Below are 16,353 nucleotides of genomic sequence, written 5' to 3' on the forward strand. Positions count from 1 at the left end.
GCTCCCAGTGTACCGACCGCGTAACGACCGGGCCGTACATCGACCGGGTCCAAGAATCGGCCGTAGAATCGGAGCATCCCGAATCGAACTTCCTGAGGAATCGTCATGCCTGCACGCCTCACGCGTCGCCTCCTTCCCCTCGCCGCGATCGCCGCGGCATCCGCACTCGTCCTGAGCGCCTGTGCGCCATCCGCCGGAGGGGAGAGCGGTGGCGACGAACTCGTATGGTCGATCGAAGGTGCGAATCTCTCGGCCGGGCACATGGATCCGCAGGTGAGCCAGCTCGACGTCTCGGGAATGGTTCAGCGCGCAGTGCTCGACTCGCTCGTCTTCCAGGAGGACGACGGCAGCTTCTCACCGTGGCTCGCCACGAAGTGGGACGTCTCTCCGGACAGCACCGAGTACACTTTCACGCTCCGCGACGATGTGACCTTCACCGACGGCGAGAAGTTCGACGCGGCCGCCGTCAAGGCGAACTTCGACCGCATCGTCGACCCCGAGACCGAATCGGCACAGGCGGCCAGCATGCTCGGCGCCGACTTCTACGACGGCACCGAGGTGATCGACGACTACACGGTGAAGGTCAGCTTCACGCAGCCGTACGCACCGTTCCTGCAGGCGGCGAGCACGCCGCAGCTCGGCTTCTACTCGCCGAAGGTTCTGAAGGAGTCGGCCGACAAGCTCAAGGCCGGCGGCCCCGGCATCACAGTCGGCACCGGCCCCTTCGAACTGACCGAGTACACGCCCGACCAGGAGATCGTGTACACGCGCAACGACGACTACGCCTGGGGCCCGGGCCAGGAAGGCTCGAAGGCCCCGAAGTTCGAGACGCTCCGCGTGGAGATCCAGCCCGAGGCGTCGGTGCGCACGGGCGTCATCGAGAGCGGCGAGTCCGATCTCGCCAGCAACGTGCCGCCGAACCTCGTGGCGGGCCTCGATGACGCGATCACGGTCGACTCCGTCGAGTACCCCGGTCTGCCGTACTCGCTGTACCTGAACGAGAAGTACGGCGTCTTCGCCGACGAGAAGGTGCGGCAGGCGTTCTCCCGCGGAATCGACATCGACGCAGCCGTCGACGAGATCTACTTCGGACAGTTCCCGCGCGCGTGGAGCGTCCTCGGGTCGACCACACCCGGCTACGACGCCTCTCTCGAGGGAACCTGGCCCTTCGACCAGGATGCGGCGAACACTCTTCTGGACGAGGCAGGCTGGACCGCACGCGACGCCGACGGCATCCGCATGAAGGACGGCAAGCGCCTGTCCGTCCGCTGGATCGCGTGGACCCCGATCCCCGACGACCGCGCCGCTCTCGCGAACGCGATCCAGTCTGATCTCAAGGAGATCGGCTTCGAGGTCGTACGCGAGGAGCTCGAGCCCGGCGCCTACAACGAGCAGTACGGACCCAAGACGTTCGATCTGACCGATTGGGGCTTCTCGGGCGTCGACCCCGACTTCCTGCGCAATCACCTGCACACCGACGGGTTCCAGAACGCCTCGCAGGTCTCCGATCCGGCGCTCGACGCACTGCTCGAAGACGCTGTGGCCACGAGCGATCAGGGCGCCCGTGACGAGCTCTACACCGAGGTGCAGCAGTGGAATGCGCAGCACGTCGCGATCGTGCCTCTCTACAGCCCCTCGGCGATCACCGCCGTGGGCGAGCGCGTCAAGGGACTCGACTACGACCTGTACGGCCGGCCGCTGTTCTACGATGTGAGCGTCGGCTGAACCCCAGCGGTCGTTGAGCGAGCACAGCGGGCGCCGTACCGAGCGAGCGGAGCGAGTCGGAGTGACGAAGCGCGTGAAGGCGGTGCTGCTGAGGATCGCCGGGATCGCCGCATCCGCTCTCGCCGTTCTCTGGGGGGCAGCCACCCTCGCCTTCCTCGCGTTCCGGGTGATCCCCGGTGACCCGGTGTCTGTCATGCTCGGGCCCCAGGCCCAGGTGAGCGACGCGGTCAAGGATTCCATCCGGGCGGAACTGGGACTCGATCGACCTCCGCTGGAGCAGTACGCGGCGTTCATCGGGCGACTCGCGCAGGGCGACCTGGGCGAGTCGTACCAGCTGCGGATGCCGGTCGCCGAGGTGATCGGCAGACAGCTCGGTGCGACGCTGCAGTTGTCGGCGGTGGCTCTCGTCATCGCGGTGGTCCTGGCTCTCACAGTGACGGTGCTGGTGCGGGGTCGGCTCGGGAGGGCGTTGGCCGCGGGCGTCGAGCTGGTCGTGCTGTCATCGCCGGTGTTCTGGATCGGCCTCGTGCTGCTCAGCGTGTTCGCGTTCGGGCTGGGTTGGTTCCCCGTATCAGGAGCGCGCAATCCGGCCACCATCGTGCTTCCCGCCGTCACTCTTGCGTTGCCGGTGGCCGCGCTTCTGAGTCAGGTGCTCAGAGACGGCCTGGTGCAGGCGGAGCGGATGCCGTTCGCCGAGACAGTCCGCGCACGCGGCGCCGGGCCTTCCTGGTTCACGGTGCGGCACGGACTGCGGCACGGCGGTGCAGGAGCGATCACGCTCGCCGCGTATCTGACGGGGTCTGTGCTGGGCGGTGCCGTGCTCGTCGAAACGGTGTTCGCACGCCCTGGGCTCGGACGCATCACGCTCTCGGCGATCAGCAACCGCGACCTGCCGGTCATCACCGGCATCATCCTGCTGAGCGCCCTGGTGTTCGTGTGCGTGAACATCGTCGTCGAGCTGTCGCATCCGCTTATCGACCCACGGCTGCGTTCACAGGACAGAGCTGCTCGATGAAGCGCGTACTGCTGTGGACGGCGGTCGCGGTGCTCGCCGTGATCGCGTTCGCGGCGCTCTTCCCCGACGTGTTGACCGCCAGAAGCCCACTGGAGACCGATGTGCGCTCCGCCCTGCTGCCGCCCAGCGCCGAGCATCTCTTCGGCACCGACCAGAGCGGACGCGATGTGTTCTCCCGCGTGGTCCACGGCGCCGGCCGGTCGGTGGGCATCGGGCTCCTGGCGACCGCTGTCGCTCTGATCGCGGGCCTGCTGATCGGTGCGATAGCGGGCGTCGCGCCTCGCGGCGTCGACGTCGCGATGATGCGCGTGAACGATGTGCTGATGGCCTTCCCTGAGTTCCTCGTCGCGCTCGTGGTCGTGGCCGTGCTGGGGCCGGGCGCGGTCAACATCGCGATCGCGGTGACGCTCGCGGCCGTCCCCGTCTACATCCGGCTCGCACGCGTGCAGACCCGGTCGCTGCGGCTCGCAGAACACGTCGAGGCCGCGCGGATCCTCGGAGTCCCGCCGCTGCGGGCGTTCGTGCGGCACGTGATGCCCGGTGTGCTCGGCTCCCTCAGCGTGCTGGCCACGATCGGAATCGGTTCGAGCATCCTCGCCGCAGCCGGCCTGAGCTTCCTCGGACTGGGACCATCGGAGCCGACGCCCGAATGGGGGCTCATGCTGGCGGGCGGGCGCAATGTGCTCGGCCAGGCGTGGTGGATCTCGGTCTTCCCCGGCATCGCCATCACGCTCACCGTGGTGGCGGCCACAGTCGTCGGTCGGGTGCTGCGCTCAGGGAGGGCCTCGTGAACCCAGCGCTCGAGGTGCGGGGGCTGCGCGTGAGCTTCGGCGGAACGCAGGTGGTCGACGGGGTCTCGCTCGCCGTCGAACCAGGGGAGTGCGTCGCGATCGTGGGGGAGTCGGGTGCGGGCAAGTCGCTCACGGCGCGGGCGCTTCTGGGGCTCCTCCCCGTCGACGCGTCGGTGTACGCTGATCGACTGCTGATCGACGGCGTCGAAGCCGACGGCATCGGCGAGCGCGGGTGGCGCAGACTGCGCGGTTCGCGCATCGCTCTCGTCTCGCAAGACGCCCTCGTGTCGCTCGACCCGCTCCAGCGCATCGGCCGTGAGGTCACGGAGGCCCGTCGGCTGCACGGTCTTCCAGACGGCCGCGATCAGGTGCAGGCGCTGCTGAGGCGAGTGTGGATGCCTGAACCCGAACTCCGAGCACGTCAGTACTCGCACCAGCTGTCCGGCGGTCTCCGGCAGCGGGCCCTGATCGCCTCGGCACTGGCGGCAGATCCGGCGGTCCTCGTGGCAGACGAACCCACCACCGCGCTCGACGCCACGGTGCAGGCGCGCATCCTCGCCCTGTTGCGGGAGATCGCGGATGCGGGCACCGCCGTGCTGTTCATCAGTCACGACTTCGCCGCCGTGCGCCGCCTCGCCGATCGCGTGCTGGTGATGCGTCGGGGCGTCGTCGTCGAAGAGGGCCCTGTGAGCGAGGTGCTGGAGAACCCGCAGCACCCGTACACGCGTCAGCTCATCGAGGCGACGCAGCATTCACCCCGAGACGTGCAGATGCCCGTGTCGGATCACGTACTCGTCGCGACCCGGGTGTCGAAGGTCTTCGGCGAGACGGCGGCGGTGAGCGAGGCGTCGTTCGCGGTGCCGAAGGGGCGCACACTCGGCATCGTGGGGGAGTCGGGGTCGGGAAAGACGACGCTCGCGCGGATCGTGGTCGGCGTGGAGCGGCCGGATGCGGGCGAACTGCGCTGGGCGGGGGAGACCCGCGTGCAGCTCGTGCACCAGAATCCCCTGGGGGCTTTCGATCCGCGTTGGACGATCGGCCGGTCTCTCCGAGAAGCGCTCGCCGCGGGCGGCGTGCCGCGAGCGAAGCGCGCGGAACGGGGCGCCGAGCTCATGAACGAGGTGGATCTCGATCCTGTGCTGGCTCTGCGCCGGCCACTCGCACTCTCCGGTGGGCAGCGTCAGCGCGCGGCGATCGCCCGAGCGCTCGCCGCGGATCCGGACGTGCTCGTGCTCGACGAGCCCGTGTCGGCTCTCGACCCCTCCGTCCGCGAGCGGGTGCTGCAGCTGCTGGTCCGTCTGCAGCGAGAGCGGCGGCTCACGATGGTCTTCGTGTCGCACGATCTCGACGTGGTCGGGGCCGTGGCGGATGAGGTTCTCGTGATGCAGGACGGGCGGATCGTCGAGCAGGGCGCGACCGGTGCCGTGTTCGCGGCTCCGCAGCATCCGTTCACGAGGGAACTGCTCGCCGCCGGGTCGTGACCCTCAGTCCTTGACCTGGATGCCGATGCCCGCAGCGAGAACCGGCGCGAGCTGCTGAACCTGGAACGACGTCAGCGTGGTGCCGCGCAGGCTGTTGGCATCGAGGTAGCTCATGGCGTCGAGCCCTCGGAGGTCGACGTTGACCGCTCGCAGGCCGCGTGGATCCACTTCGTCGCTGGATGTTCCCGTGAAGCGCACCCGGGTCAGCTCTGCCTGCGGGAGATCGATCGTGCGAATGGCGCAGTCGACGATCTCGACATCTGTGGCCTTGGCTCCGCCGAGGTTCAGGTAGTCGAGGCGCAGGTCGCGCAGCTCGAGTTCGTCGATGCGCGCCTCGCTGAGATCGAGAGTGCCGATCCTTCCGCCGGAGATGCGCAGGCGTCGGATGCCGGCGTCTCGCATCTTCAGGGAGGCGATGCGGGCGCCCGTCACGGCGACGTCGAGAATCGTCGCGCCGGTGAGGTCGACGGCATCCGCGTCTGCAGCGATCGTGCACTGCTCGAGCGAGGCGTAGGCGAGGTTCGCGGTGCCCGTGAGATCGAGCCGGGCCGCGAGGAGGTCTGCACCTCGCGCCGCCACGGCAGGATCGAGATCATCTGGCAGGTCGGGCGGCGAGACGCGCGGTGCGGCAGGGGATTCGGGAGAGCGAGCCATGGTTCGAGCGTAGGTGCTGTCTTGGACACCGGTCGGCGGCAGCGCTTCGGAAGGCATCCTGCGCTTGAAAAGGACGTTCAGACACGGGGGATCCTTCCCTGGCGCAGTTGTCCGTCGCTGGAGCGGTTGAACCCCGCCACCACCCGCTCTGCACACCGCAGGGCTAGGACGGGTTCTCCACCGAACCGGGCGTTTCGCTGAGTCCGGGCGACCAAGCGGCCAGTGGATCCGGATACTGGCGGAGTGGCATCCACCGCTCAACTGCTCGCGCTCCTGACCGAACTCGGCGGGGTCGTGCGCGCTGTCGTGGTCGCTGAGCGCGGGATCTCGCGATGGGTTCTCGACGATGCCGTCGCGCGCGGTCAGGTGATCCGCCCGCGACGCGGCTGGATCGCTCTGCCCACGGCCGAGAGAACGCTGGTCGCCGCGGCGCGATTCGGCGTGGTGCTGACGTGTCGGACCCAGGCGAGTCTGCTCGGGCTGTGGGTTCACCATCACGGAGGGCCTCCGCATTTCGCCGTTACCCACAACGCCAAGCGCAAACTCGCGGTCGAAGCGAAACTCCACTGGGGCAGGCCCCTCGTGCCGAGAGATCCTGGCGCGCTCGTGGATCCCATCGAGAACGTCCTCGCGAACATCGCCGAGTGCGAGCCCTTCGAGCAGGCGCTCGCCACATGGGAATCCGCGCTCAACAAGTCTCTGGTCGCACTCGACGCCCTGCGCGGCTATTCATGGAAGCCCGCAGCGCGGCGGGTGCTCGAGCAGGCCATGCCCTTCGCGGATGCCGGGCTCGAGACGTATCTGCGAACTCGGCTCCGCTGGCTGAGAGTGCCGATCCTGACGCAGATCTGGATCGCAGGGCACCGCGTCGACACCTTGATCGGCGATCGTCTGATCGTCCAGATCGATGGTGCGCATCACGTCGGCGCACAGCGCTCGGAGGACATCCGGCACGATGCCGAGCTGCGGCTCATGGGCTACACGGTGATCCGGGTCTCGTACACCCAGATCATGTTCGAGTGGCCGATGGTACAGGACCTGATCATGCGCGCGGTGGCTCAGGGTCTGCATCTGGCGGTCTGAGAGCCAGCGCTTCGGAAGGCGAACAGCGGTTGAGCCGGACGATCGCAACAGAATCTTCCGTCCCAGGCGCGGTTTGCCTTCTAGGGTGCAGTCCGGTTGGAGGGAGAAGGAGCGGCGAGTGAAGAGGAGAGGGATGCGGCGAGCGCAGACCCGGGCGGGTGCGAGCGGATGCCGCCGCGCAGCGCGTACACTGGAGGGACGAGCATCGATCCGGCCATCACCGGGGAGCTCTCGGAAGAACGCTTTCGGCAGACGCAGCGCACGCGGCGGGTCGGAGTCAATAGAACCGAGCGGGGCAGGCCCGTCACAGCCGCAGTGAGAGTGGCCCCGCCGTGAGGCGCGGTAAGCGAGGTGGTACCGCGGTTCGCCTGGTCAGTGATCCAGGCAGATCGTCCTTGCGGCAGCATCCGCCACGACTCCTGCGAGACGACATGACCTACCCCCGCACCTCCGCCTTCGGCCCCGCGGCCGACGCTTCGACAGGCTCAGCGACCCAGGTCGTCGCACCGAGCCCGCGCTTCCCTGACATCGAGCGCGAGATCCTCGACTTCTGGCACGCTGACCAGACGTTCCGTGCGTCGATCGACCAGCGCGAGGGAGCCGACGAGTGGGTCTTCTACGACGGTCCTCCGTTCGCGAACGGCCTGCCCCACTACGGCCACCTGCTGACCGGCTACGCCAAGGACGTGTTCCCGCGCTTCCAGACCATGCTCGGCAAGAAGGTCGACCGTGTCTTCGGCTGGGACACGCACGGTCTGCCCGCGGAGCTCGAGGCGATGAAGCAGCTCGGCATCACCGAGAAGAGCGAGATCGAGGACATGGGCATCGACGTCTTCAACGCGAAGGCGAAGGACTCGGTGCTCGCTTACACGCACGAGTGGCAGGACTACGTCACCCGCCAGGCCCGCTGGGTCGACTTCGAGCGTGGATACAAGACGCTCGACCTCGGCTACATGGAGAGCGTGCTCTGGGCGTTCAAGACCCTGTACGACAAGGGTCTCGCCTACGAGGGCTACCGCGTGCTGCCGTACTGCTGGCGCGATGAGACGCCGCTGAGCGCGCACGAGCTGCGCATGGACGACGACGTCTATAAAGACCGCCAGGATCCGTCGGTCACAGTGTCGTTCCCGCTGGCCGGGGCGGATGCCGAGGCGAAGGGCCTCGCGGGCGTCCGTGTTCTCGCGTGGACGACCACGCCATGGACCCTGCCGACCAACATGGCGCTCGCCGTGGGCCCGGAGATCGAGTACGCCGTCGTCGCCGCGGGTCCCGAGGGTGCGTCCGAGGGCCTCGAGGGCGTGAAGTACCTCCTCGCGCAGGATCTCCTCGCCGGCTACGCGAAGGATCTCGGCTACGAAGACGCCGCGGCTGCGGCAGAGGCGGTCGAGCGCACGATCAGCGGTGCCGACCTCGGCGGGCTCCGCTACGAACCGCTCTTCGACTACTACGCCGACACCGAGACCTACGGCACCGAGAACGCCTGGCAGATCCTCGTCGACGACTACGTGTCCACCAGCGACGGCACGGGCGTGGTGCACCAGGCGCCCGCCTACGGTGAGGACGACCAGCGCGTGGCGGAGGCCGCCGGCATCCCGACCATCCTGTCGCTCGACGACGGCGGACGCTTCCTCTCGAACGTCACCGACGTCGCGGGCCTGCTGTGGATGGACGCCAACACGCCGATCATCCGTCTGCTCCGCGCAGAGCAGCGACTCGTGCGCGAGCAGAGCTACGTGCACTCCTATCCGCACTGCTGGCGCTGCCGGAACCCCCTGATCTACAAGGCCGTCTCCAGCTGGTTCGTCCGCGTGACCGACATCAAGGACCGGATGCTCGCGAACAACGAGCAAATCACGTGGGTGCCCGAGAACGTCAAGCACGGCCAGTTCGGCAAATGGCTCGAGGGCGCACGCGACTGGTCGATCAGCCGCAACCGCTACTGGGGCTCGCCCATCCCGATCTGGAAGAGCGACGACCCGGAGTATCCGCGCATCGACGCCTACGGCTCTCTCGAAGACCTCGAGCGCGACTTCGGCACGCTGCCGCGCAACCCCGAGGGCGAGATCGACCTGCACCGTCCCTACATCGACGACCTGACCCGTCCGAACCCCGACGACCCCACTGGGAAGTCCACGATGCGCCGCATCGAGGACGTGTTCGATGTGTGGTTCGATTCGGGATCGATGCCCTACGCGCAGGTGCACTACCCGTTCGAGAACCAGGAGTGGTTCGACTCGCACGCACCCGCCGACTTCATCGTCGAGTACATCGGGCAGACCCGCGGCTGGTTCTACGTGATGCACGTGCTCTCGACCGCGCTGTTCGACCGTCCGGCGTTCACCGGCGTGAGCTGCCACGGCATCGTGCTCGGCTCCGACGGCTACAAGATGTCGAAGTCGCTGAGAAACTACCCCGACGTCTCCGAGGTGCTCGACCGCGACGGCTCCGACGCCATGCGCTGGTTCCTCATGTCGAGCTCGGTGCTCCGAGGCGGCAACCTCGCCGTCACGGAAGAGGGCATCCGCGCCGGAGTGCGCGAGTTCCTGCTGCCGCTGTGGAACTCGTGGTACTTCTTCGCCACCTACGCCAATGCGGCGAAGGAAGGCGGATACGAGGCGTCCTGGAGGACCGACTCGACCGACGTGCTCGACCGCTACATCCTGGCGCGCCTCGGCGACCTCGTCCGCGAGGTGAAGAGCGACCTCGAGGGCCTGGACTCGACCACGGCATCCGCTCGTCTGCGGGACTTCGCCGAGGTGTTGACCAACTGGTACATCCGTCGTTCGCGCGACCGCTTCTGGGCCGGCACATCGACCGAAGCGTTCGACACGCTCTACACGGTGCTCGAGACCCTGTGCCGCGTGGCTGCCCCGCTCGTCCCGCTCGTGAGCGAGCGCGTGTGGCAGGGACTCACCGGCGGACGCAGCGTGCACCTGCAGGACTGGCCGGATGCCGACGCCTTCCCCGCCGCCGACGAGATCCGCGACGCGATGGACGCCGTCCGGGAGCTCTCGAGCGTCGGCAACGCGCTGCGCAAGAAGGAGAAGCTCCGCGTACGCCTGCCTCTCGCACGCCTGACCGTCGTGTCGCCGCACGCTGCGACGCTCGGACAGTTCGAGGACATCCTCCGCGAGGAGCTGAACGTGAAGTCCGTCGAGCTCGTGCCGCAGTCCGAGACCACGGCAGCCGACTACGGCATCGATCACCGCCTCAGCGTCAACGCCCGCGCGGCCGGCCCGCGCCTCGGCAAAGAGGTGCAGAAGGTCATCCAGGCCGCACGCAATGGCTTCTGGACCGAGGAGAACGGGATCGTCACGGCTGACGGCATCGCTCTGGAGCCGGGGGAGTACGAACTCGTGCTCGAGACCACCGGGCGTCCGGAGGGCGAGGCGCTCGCGATCGTCCCCTCCGGCGGCTTCGTGCTGCTCGACACGGCGACCACCCCGGAGCTCGAAGCCGAGGGCCTCGCCCGCGACGTGATCCGCGCCGTGCAGGAGACCCGCAAGAACGCGGGCTTCGACGTGAGCGACCGGATCAGGCTCGACCTGATCTTCGCGAGCGAAGCGGATGCGGATGCGGTCGACGCTGCCTTCGAGATCGCCGATGTCGCGGGGGAGACCCTGGCGCTCGAGCACGGAGTCCACCGCGGAGACGCCGGGGCGCCTGCTGCGGAGTTCACCGCCGTGATCCCTGCAGGGACCTACGCGAACACGGGCGACTTCACGGTCGCCGTCAGCCGGATCGGAGCAGCCTCATGAGTGCGCGCGAAAGAGCGGATGCCGTCTACGAGGCGCTTCTGAGCCGGGCGGGGGAGCGCTGGGTGCAGCCGCGCAAGGAGCGCGTCGCGCGCATCCTCGCGTTCCTCGATGATCCGCAGAAGACGTACCGCGTCGTGCACATCACGGGCACGAACGGCAAGACGTCGACCGCGCGCATGATCGAGACGCTGCTCCGGGCGCACGATCTGCGCACCGGTCTGTTCACGAGCCCCCACCTCGAGCGGTTCACGGAACGCATCATGATCGACGGCGAGCCGATCTCGGACGAGGCCGTCGCCGACGCCTGGGATGAGATCGAACCCTTCATCGGCATCGTCGACGCCGAGCTCGAAGCAGCCGGCGACGCGCCCCTGACGTTCTTCGAACTGCTCACGGTGCTCGCCTTCGTGGCTGTGGCGGACGCCCCGGTCGATGTGCTCGTGCTGGAAGTCGGCATGGGCGGTGAATGGGACTCGACGAACACGGCTGACGGAGACGTCGCGGTCTTCGCCCCGATCGACATCGATCACGCAGACCGGCTCGGAAGCACGATCGCGGCCATCGCCGAGGTCAAGGCCGGCATCATCAAGGAGGGTGCGGCCGTCGTCTCGGCCGAGCAGCCGGCCGAGGCCGCCGCGGTGCTGCGCCGGGTCGCCGCCGAGAAGAACGCCACGATCTCGTTCGAGGGAGCGGATTTCGGTCTCGCCGAGCAGAAGCTCGCCGTGGGCGGCCAGCTGCTGACGATCCGCGGACTCGCGGGAACCTACGCCGAGGAGTACCTGCCGCTGTACGGCGCTCACCAGGGCCACAATGCGGCCCTCGCGGTCGCCGCCGTAGAATCCCTGATCGGCGGCGGCAGCAAGCCGATCGCGGCCGACATCGTCACCGATGGCCTGCAGTCGGTGACATCGCCCGGTCGCCTGCAGCTGTTGGGCATCGCGCCGACTGTGATCGTCGACGCCGCCCACAATCCGCACGGTGCGGCCGCGCTCGTGCAGGCGATGGACGACAGCTTCGACTTCGACGAATGGGGCGTCGTGCTCGGCGTGCTGGCCGACAAGGACGCGGCGGGCATCGTCGCGCATCTGGCGCCGGCATCCGCTCACGTCTTCGCGACCGCGCCCGAGAGCGACCGCGCCAGCGACGCCGACGCCATCGCCGACCTCGTCGAGGCAGCCGGCCGCAGGGCGAGTGTCCACCCGACGCTGGCCGACGCCGCCGATGCAGCGCGCGAGTGGGCGGCCTCATCGGATCGACGGGCCGTCGTGATCGCGGGGTCCGTCGTGCTGGCAGGCGAGGCGATCGCTCTCGCCGAGGAAGAGGACTGGAAGTCCGGGTGGCGCGCGTGAGACCGCAGCGCACGCTTGTGCAGAAGCTCGCCCCGATCGTCCTGGGCTTCGAATCGATCGTGGTGTTCCTCGCCGGCCTCACGGTGTTCGGTCTGAAGGCGCTGCCCGCGGGCGTACCGCCTTGGTGGGGCATCGTCGGCGGCGCGGTCATGGGACTTGCGTGCATCGCCGTCGCGGGGATGATCACGAAGCCGTGGGCGATCACGGCCGGCTGGGTGATCCAGGCGATCATCGCCCTGTCCGCGGTGCTCGTACCCTCGATCCTGCTCGTCGTCGTGATTTTCGGCGGCATGTGGGCGTATGCGACGATCATGGGGGCGAAGCTGGACGCACGACGCCCCGCCGCCGAATCCCCGACTCAGACAGAGAGTGAATGACATGGCCACCGAAGAAACCCTCGTCCTCGTGAAGCCCGACGGCGTCGCGCGCGGCCTCACCGGCGCGATCCTGGCTCGCATCGAGGCCAAGGGATATGCGCTCGTCGACATCCGCCTGGTCGATCCGGACCGCGACCTGCTCGCCGCGCACTACGCCGAGCACGAGGGCAAGCCGTTCTACGAGCCGCTGCTCGAGTTCATGCTCTCCGGACCGTCCGTCGCGATCCGTCTCGCCGGCAACCGCGTGATCGAGGGCTTCCGCTCGCTCGCCGGCACCACCGACCCGACGACGGCCGCGCCCGGCACCATCCGCGGCGACTTCGGCCGCGACTGGGGCCTGAAGGTTCAGCAGAACCTCGTGCACGGCTCGGACAGCCCTGAGTCCGCCGCTCGCGAGCTCGGCATCTGGTTCGACTGAATCTGCCCGGAAACACGACGAACGCCCTCCCCGCCGGGAGGGCGTTCGTCGTTTCCGGTGAGGATCAGAACAGGCTGATGACCGACCCGATCACGTCGACACCTGCGAACTGCGCGAGAGCGATGATGAGCACGAAGGCGACGATGGAGGCGAGCGGCACCCACACGCCGAGGCGCTGCGCACGCTCGCGTGCGGACTCCGAGACGGGGAAGGTTCCGTTCTGGAACAGCTGCAGGACCGTGGAGAAGAACGTGGGAATGACGACCACGTACGTGAGAGCGCACCAGGGGCACAGCGTGTGCAGTTCGAAGAAGCTCTGCCCGATCAACCAGCAGATGAACACGAAGGCGCCGGTGATGCCGAGTCCGTACAGCGCCCAGAACCAGCGCGGGAACCTCGCCCCGGCGAGGATCGCGACTCCGACCACGAGAGGCGCCATCCACCCGGTCAGGCCGATGATCGGGTTCGGAAAGCCGAACACCGAACCCTGCCATGACTCGAGATTGGTGCCGCACTGCAGGAAGACGCTGACATTGCAGTTCAGGTTCGCGTCGGGGTTCTCCAGCACGGCGAACTTGTCGAGGGTGAGCTGGAACGCCGCCCACCAGCCGAAGACGCTCGCGATGATCAGCCAGACGGCATAGACGACGGGGCGGGTGCGCTGCTCGCTCATATGTGGATTATCACAGTGATGGCTATGCATCGGGCGAAAGCGCACCGGCGAAAACGACGCGGAGCCGCCTGGATGCCGCGAACCGCGGCACATGGTGCGATAATGGCCTGTGATGCATCGCTCGGCACACGCCACGGCGCGCATCGACGAAGACTTCGGGGCCGGATGCCCCACGTGACCAGAGCCATGAGCCGGTCGCACAACCAGTGAGTTCGCGGCACCCGCGGGTGCGGCATGAGATTTCGCGGGCACCATGTGCCCCGCGCGAGGAGCAAGCCAGAGATGGCCGATGAGACCAATGACTACGACGCCCCCACCCTCGACTTCGCTGCGGATGCTGACGCGCCCGCAGCGGTAGTCCCCGACGCTCCGGAGACCTCCGCGGTCTCCGAGGCAGCGGAGGGCACCCGGCCGGAGGACGCCCCGGAATCGACTGACGCGCCTCAGGACGAGGCAGTTGCATCCCCGGAGGCGAGCGACGCCGAGGCGCCGGAGGCCTCGAGCGATGGAACCACGGCTGAGCAGGCCGAAGAGGTCCAGGCGCCGGCTGATGCAGAGCCTCAGGCATCAGAGGTCGACGCGCCGGCGCAGTCCGCACCCGAGACGCCGAGCGTCGAGGAGCCTGCACCCGTCGAGACCCAGGTCACGGCCGTCACGCTCGGTCTGCTGCCCGAGGTGTTCGTCTCGCAGGTCTCCACTCAGCTGCACTTCTATGCTCCGGAGGTCGTGCCGCTGCCGGCCCGCACCGGACGCATCTTCGACCGCATCGCCGAGCGCGACCAGGAAGACGCCCCGGCATCCGCTCGTGGCCGTCGTCGTCGCCGCGGGGGCCCCGAGGGTGACGAGGAGCGTTCCGAGCCGCGTCAGCCCCGTCAGCGGGTGGTGGAGTACATCACCGAGCCGAAGGCCATCAAGGGCTCCACGCGTCTCGAGGCGAAGAAGCAGCGTCGTCGTGACGGTCGCGACGCCGGTCGTCGCCGTCCCGTCGTCACCGAAGCCGAGTTCCTCGCGCGTCGTGAATCCGTCGACCGCAAGATGGTCGTCCGATCCAAGAACGGCCGCACTCAGATCGGCGTCCTCGAGGACGGGGTGCTCGTCGAGCACTACGTCGCTCGCAACCAGGACGCGTCCCTGATCGGCAACGTGTACCTCGGTCGCGTGCAGAACGTGCTCCCCAGCATGGAGGCCGCGTTCGTCGACATCGGCCGCGGTCGCAACGCCGTGCTCTACTCGGGCGAGGTCGACTGGGACGGTGTGGAGACCGGAAACCAGCCGCGTCGCATCGAACTCGCGCTCAAGCCCGGCGACCGAGTGCTCGTCCAGGTCACGAAAGACCCGGTCGGTCACAAGGGCGCACGCCTCACCAGCCAGATCTCGCTCCCCGGCCGTTACCTCGTGTACGTGCCCGGCGGCTCGATGAACGGCATCAGCCGCAAGCTCCCCGACAACGAGCGTGCTCGTCTGAAGCGCATCCTCAAGGAGGTCCTCCCCGAGTCCTCCGGTGTGATCGTCCGGACCGCGGCGGAGGGCGCCACGGAAGACCAGCTCACCCGTGACGTGCAGCGCCTGACCGCGCAGTGGGAGCACATCCAGAAGCAGGTCGAGAATCAGCAGGCTCCCGCACTGCTGCACGCCGAGCCCGACCTGCTCGTCAAGATCGTCCGTGACGTCTTCAACGAGGACTTCACGAAGATGCTCATCCAGGGTCTGGACGCGCAGCAGACCATCCGCGCCTACCTCGAGAGTGTCGCGCCTGATCTGCTGGAGCGCGTGGAGCCCTACGAGGACGAGACCGACCCGTTCGACGCGTTCCGTATCACCGAGCAGATCGAGAAGGCGCTCGACCGCAAGGTCTGGCTGCCCTCGGGCGGATCGCTCGTGATCGACCGCACCGAGGCGATGACGGTCGTCGACGTCAACACCGGCAAGTTCGTGGGCTCGGGCGGAAACCTCGAGGAGACCGTCACGAAGAACAACCTCGAGGCGGCGGAGGAGATCGTCCGCCAGCTGCGCCTGCGTGACATCGGCGGCATCATCGTGGTCGACTTCATCGACATGGTGCTCGAGTCGAACCGCGACCTCGTGCTGCGCCGCCTGATCGAGTGCCTGAGCCGTGACCGGACGAAGCACCAGGTCGCCGAGGTCACCTCGCTCGGTCTCGTGCAGATGACCCGCAAGAAGCTCGGCCTCGGCCTGCTGGAGACCTTCAGCGAGGCGTGCGACGTCTGCGCCGGACGCGGTGTCGTCGTGCACCACGACCCCGTCGTGAAGCACCGCGCGCCGTCCAACGGCAACGGTCAGCAGAACCGCCGCCAGCGGGGAGGCAGCCCGCAGGGGCCTGCTCAGAGCGCGCCGCCCGTGCAGGTCACGACGCACAGCATCCCCGAGGGCGCGAAGTCCGCTCTCGCTCAGATCGCCGCATCCACTCGAGCGCCGCATGCCGACGAGGCAGCGGATGCCGTAGCGCCCGCTGCGGAGCACGCGTCCGGCTCCGAGCGTGCCAAGAAGCCCCGCAAGAAGCGGGGTGGCGATCGCAAGGCGCCCAAGTCGCCGGCGGAGGCGCTTCTGGACTCGGTCCTCGACGCCCTGCCGGAGCCGAAGGCTCCCGGTCAGGGACGGGGCCGTCGCCGCGTCACCACGGCCGCGCTGACCGGCACGCCGGTGGCCGTCAACAACGACGCCTCAGCGCCGGTCTCTGGCGGGGATCCGCAGTCCTGACGCGATGAGCCTGCGCACCAGCTCCTTGCCGGAGACATGGTGCGCGCCGGCGGCGACGAGCCGGGGGAGCATCTCCTCCGGCACGTCGTAGTGGTCGAGGTCGAAGGCGCGCGTAGGCACGCTCTGCGACCGAGCGAACGCGTGGAGCTCCTCGAGGCTCTCGTCGCTGACGAGATGCGCCCACAGCCGTCCGTGCGCGGGCCAGCGGGGGTCGTCGACGAGAACGGTCATGTGTCCAGCGTAGGTTCAGACACACCGCCTCGGGCGTTTTGCCTCAGTGCCCGGCATCCGGTAAAGTAGTCCCTTGGTGC

The 16,353-nt window shown here is 68.2% G+C and carries 13 protein-coding genes; 10 read left to right on the plus strand and 3 right to left on the minus strand.

The window, feature by feature from the left end:
- Nucleotides 1–105 precede the first annotated feature (105 nt).
- From ACI3KT_RS12530 to ACI3KT_RS12545, 4 genes are all read left to right on the plus strand, one after another.
- Entirely contained in the window at nt 106–1,725 is a 1,620-nt protein-coding gene (locus ACI3KT_RS12530) for an ABC transporter substrate-binding protein (protein WP_404904564.1), read from the plus strand.
- Nucleotides 1,726–1,786: 61 nt separating this feature from the next.
- Nucleotides 1,787–2,740, plus strand: a complete 954-nt coding sequence (locus tag ACI3KT_RS12535) for an ABC transporter permease (RefSeq protein ID WP_404904565.1) — start codon at nt 1,787–1,789, stop codon at nt 2,738–2,740.
- Entirely contained in the window at nt 2,737–3,531 is a 795-nt protein-coding gene (locus ACI3KT_RS12540; RefSeq protein WP_292908365.1) for an ABC transporter permease, read from the plus strand. Before ACI3KT_RS12535 ends, ACI3KT_RS12540 begins: the two co-directional genes overlap by 4 nt.
- Entirely contained in the window at nt 3,528–5,012 is a 1,485-nt protein-coding gene (locus ACI3KT_RS12545; RefSeq protein ID WP_404904567.1) for an ATP-binding cassette domain-containing protein, read from the plus strand. The genes ACI3KT_RS12540 and ACI3KT_RS12545 overlap by 4 nt, the downstream gene beginning before the upstream one ends.
- A gap of 3 nt (nt 5,013–5,015) precedes the next feature.
- On the opposite strand, the gene ACI3KT_RS12550 is transcribed toward ACI3KT_RS12545, so the two are convergent.
- On the minus strand, nt 5,016–5,666 hold the full coding sequence (locus ACI3KT_RS12550; protein WP_404904569.1) for a pentapeptide repeat-containing protein: 651 nt from the start codon (nt 5,664–5,666) through the stop codon (nt 5,016–5,018).
- Nucleotides 5,667–5,909: 243 nt separating this feature from the next.
- Between ACI3KT_RS12550 and ACI3KT_RS12555 the strand changes: the two genes are divergently transcribed.
- From ACI3KT_RS12555 to ndk, 5 genes are all read left to right on the plus strand, one after another.
- Nucleotides 5,910–6,749, plus strand: a complete 840-nt coding sequence (locus ACI3KT_RS12555) for an endonuclease domain-containing protein (protein WP_404904572.1) — start codon at nt 5,910–5,912, stop codon at nt 6,747–6,749.
- A 431-nt stretch (nt 6,750–7,180) separates the two neighbouring features.
- A complete protein-coding gene (gene ileS / locus ACI3KT_RS12560; protein ID WP_404904573.1) occupies nt 7,181–10,507 on the plus strand; it encodes an isoleucine--tRNA ligase in 3,327 nt (1,108 codons plus the stop codon).
- Nucleotides 10,504–11,856 carry a bifunctional folylpolyglutamate synthase/dihydrofolate synthase gene (locus tag ACI3KT_RS12565; protein ID WP_404904575.1) on the plus strand — a complete coding sequence of 451 codons (1,353 nt, stop codon included), beginning with the start codon at nt 10,504–10,506 and terminating at the stop codon, nt 11,854–11,856. The genes ileS and ACI3KT_RS12565 overlap by 4 nt, the downstream gene beginning before the upstream one ends.
- Entirely contained in the window at nt 11,844–12,233 is a 390-nt protein-coding gene (locus tag ACI3KT_RS12570) for a DUF4233 domain-containing protein (RefSeq protein ID WP_404904576.1), read from the plus strand. The genes ACI3KT_RS12565 and ACI3KT_RS12570 overlap by 13 nt, the downstream gene beginning before the upstream one ends.
- Before the next feature lies 1 nt (nt 12,234).
- A complete protein-coding gene (gene ndk / locus ACI3KT_RS12575; RefSeq protein WP_102192635.1) occupies nt 12,235–12,651 on the plus strand; it encodes a nucleoside-diphosphate kinase in 417 nt (138 codons plus the stop codon).
- 64 nt (nt 12,652–12,715) lie between these two features.
- Here the strand turns inward: ndk and ACI3KT_RS12580 are convergent, their stop codons facing one another.
- Nucleotides 12,716–13,324 carry a vitamin K epoxide reductase family protein gene (locus ACI3KT_RS12580; protein WP_292908384.1) on the minus strand — a complete coding sequence of 203 codons (609 nt, stop codon included), beginning with the start codon at nt 13,322–13,324 and terminating at the stop codon, nt 12,716–12,718.
- Nucleotides 13,325–13,606: 282 nt separating this feature from the next.
- Here ACI3KT_RS12580 and ACI3KT_RS12585 point away from each other — a divergent pair, with 282 nt between their 5' ends.
- Entirely contained in the window at nt 13,607–16,042 is a 2,436-nt protein-coding gene (locus tag ACI3KT_RS12585) for an Rne/Rng family ribonuclease (protein ID WP_404904578.1), read from the plus strand.
- Here ACI3KT_RS12585 and ACI3KT_RS12590 read toward each other — a convergent pair.
- Nucleotides 16,007–16,273 (minus strand): DUF4031 domain-containing protein, encoded by a 267-nt coding sequence (locus ACI3KT_RS12590; protein ID WP_292908388.1) that lies wholly within the window; start codon nt 16,271–16,273, stop codon nt 16,007–16,009. The two genes, ACI3KT_RS12585 and ACI3KT_RS12590, sit on opposite strands and share 36 nt — an antisense overlap.
- Nucleotides 16,274–16,353: the final 80 nt, after the last annotated feature.

The sequence above is a fragment of the Microbacterium sp. ZW T6_19 genome (assembly GCF_044987465.1).
GTDB classification, from domain to species: domain Bacteria; phylum Actinomycetota; class Actinomycetes; order Actinomycetales; family Microbacteriaceae; genus Microbacterium; species Microbacterium natoriense_A.

Bases quoted from the DNA above. Each gene is read 5' to 3' on its own strand.
- ACI3KT_RS12585 (WP_404904578.1), top strand. From the start codon at position 13,607: ATGGCCGATGAGACCAATGACTACGACGCCCCCACCCTCGACTTCGCT.
- ACI3KT_RS12565 (WP_404904575.1), top strand. From the start codon at position 10,504: ATGAGTGCGCGCGAAAGAGCGGATGCCGTCTACGAGGCGCTTCTGAGC.
- ACI3KT_RS12530 (WP_404904564.1), top strand. From the start codon at position 106: ATGCCTGCACGCCTCACGCGTCGCCTCCTTCCCCTCGCCGCGATCGCC.
- ACI3KT_RS12580 (WP_292908384.1), bottom strand. From the start codon at position 13,324: ATGAGCGAGCAGCGCACCCGCCCCGTCGTCTATGCCGTCTGGCTGATC.
- ileS (WP_404904573.1), top strand. From the start codon at position 7,181: ATGACCTACCCCCGCACCTCCGCCTTCGGCCCCGCGGCCGACGCTTCG.
- ACI3KT_RS12550 (WP_404904569.1), bottom strand. From the start codon at position 5,666: ATGGCTCGCTCTCCCGAATCCCCTGCCGCACCGCGCGTCTCGCCGCCC.
- ACI3KT_RS12540 (WP_292908365.1), top strand. From the start codon at position 2,737: ATGAAGCGCGTACTGCTGTGGACGGCGGTCGCGGTGCTCGCCGTGATC.
- ACI3KT_RS12590 (WP_292908388.1), bottom strand. From the start codon at position 16,273: ATGACCGTTCTCGTCGACGACCCCCGCTGGCCCGCGCACGGACGGCTG.
- ndk (WP_102192635.1), top strand. From the start codon at position 12,235: ATGGCCACCGAAGAAACCCTCGTCCTCGTGAAGCCCGACGGCGTCGCG.